General features: G+C 33.6%; 1 protein-coding gene and 1 pseudogene. One reads left to right on the top strand and one right to left on the bottom strand.

The window, feature by feature from the left end; genetic code table 11:
• Positions 1-236: 236 nt before the first annotated feature.
• Positions 237-806, top strand: coding sequence for a GNAT family N-acetyltransferase (locus RT405_RS07235; protein ID WP_313468780.1), 570 nt, complete (start codon positions 237-239; stop codon positions 804-806).
• 12 nt (positions 807-818) lie between these two features.
• Here RT405_RS07235 and RT405_RS07230 read toward each other — a convergent pair.
• Positions 819-1684: pseudogene (locus RT405_RS07230) on the bottom strand (LysR family transcriptional regulator).
• Positions 1685-1984: the final 300 nt, after the last annotated feature.

Here is a 1984-nt window from a genome sequence, read left to right as displayed (position 1 = left end):
CAAATTAACAAGCCGCAAAGGAGAGGACTCTTTTTGTTGGTAATAATAGAACAAGGTTCAACTGGGTATACTTTTTAAAGTTAACAGCTATAATATTAACTATAGCTGTTGTGACGATACTTCCTAAAACTTACCAAAGTTAAAAAATGTGGAGACTCACTAGGTTGTCTCATATTGAATTTTGTTTATTTTAAACTATATTTAAAAAAATGATAAAAGTTAAAGGAGCCAGAAAAATGTTAGATAAAACGATTCCCAATATTGAATTTTGGATGAAACGACCAGCTGGTTTACCCATAAGAGAAAAAAAACTGCCAGCAGGATTTAAAATCACTACTTACCAACCAGAAGATGAAAAGGCCTGGGCTGAAATTGAGTGTTCAGTTTTAGAATTTGACGAAGCCAATGCTGCACGTGCATATTTTGATAAAACTTTTGCTCCTTATCCAGAAGAAGTAAAAAAAAGAATGTTGTTTATTGAAACAAAAAATGGCGAAAAAGTTGCTACATGCAGTGCCTGGTGGAAAGAAATCGCAGGAAAGAACGTTTCGCTCCTTCATTGGTTAGCAGTCAAACCAGAATTTCAAGGACACGGTTTAGCTACTGTTTTAGTTAGCGAAGTGACTAAATTATTACAAAAATACGGAGATGATCAACCGATTTATCTACATACGCAAACGTGGAGTCATGCAGCAATCGGGTTATATGAGTCATTTGGATACCAAATGGTGCAAGAAAATATAGATGGTTCCATTAATCCCGATTATCTGCAAGCTGTAAGTATTTTAGAAAGCCGTAAAAAATAAAGTATTTACAAATTAATCCTGATTTGAAAGGAATTCCAGTAGTTTATTGGATGCATTTGATAAAACGGAATCTTTTTTCCAGATAAAATTAAGTGAAGATTCTAAGCTAGGAGATAGAGGGATGAATTTCAAGTCTGTATCCGTTGTATTGATAATTTTATCGAGACATAGGGCTACACCAATATTTTCTTTTACAAGTAAAGAAGCATTATAAAGTAAATTATAAGTAGCCACTATATTATAAGTAGATAGATTCTTGCCTAGCCAGCTTGATAATTGATTATCTACTAAAGTTTGTTGAGAAATAATCAACGGAACATTTTCCAAATCTGCTGGTTGTATGTTACTTTTCTCAGCAAGCTGTGACTTAGCGTTAACTAATATCCCCCATTTGTCTTTAGTTGGCAGATTTAAAAAGTTATATTTTTGTTTGTTGGTTGGTTCAATAACCAATCCAAAATCTAGAATACCCTTATCAAGCTTTTCAGTAAGATCATCTGCATTTCCGCTATATAAGTTGATTTTCACATCAGGATAGGCAGTTGTCAGTTGTTTAATTGCTTTAACGATCAGTAACATTGATTCCGTTTCTCCACATCCAATATAGATTTCCCCACTGATGATTTTATCTTTATGAAAATTGGCTTCAGTTTTGTCAAAAAGTGTGATTATTTCTTTTGCTCTATTGGCTAAGTCCCTTCTTCAGTTAGGTGAATGTATCTATTTCCTCGTTCAAATAGTTTTGTTCCTAACTCATCTTCTAAGTTTTGTAATTGACGGGACAATGCAGGTTGAGAAATATGCAGAGCTTTAGCTGCTTTAGTTACATTTTGTTCGTTTACTACGCTCAAAAAATATTTTAGTACACGAATATCCATATTATCATACCTTTCTGTTATAGATAATTGTTCACTATAAGCGTTGTACATGTCCAGTATATCTCATTGCAGGTTAATTATATACAAGAGAGGGAGGAGAATTTGTGAAGTTAGACAATTTAATTCAAACGAGGAGAACAGAGAAGTATTTGTTTAGTGGGATGTCAGTTTGGTGTAGACATAAAAGAGGCGAGAAAAATGAGTTACTGAAAAACAAGCTAACGTTGCGCTTCATAGGAATGCAACGTTAAAAGAAGATGCAACGGAATAAACAAAAACAACCGATTGTTGTTGCAAAGG

This window comes from Carnobacterium sp. (assembly GCF_032094055.1).
GTDB lineage: Bacteria > Bacillota > Bacilli > Lactobacillales > Carnobacteriaceae > Carnobacterium_A.
This window is presented reverse-complemented; position numbering and strand designations above follow the sequence as displayed.

Excerpts from the sequence above, each read along its gene's own strand:
- RT405_RS07235 (WP_313468780.1), top strand. The coding sequence starts at position 237 with ATGTTAGATAAAACGATTCCCAATATTGAATTTTGGATGAAACGACCA.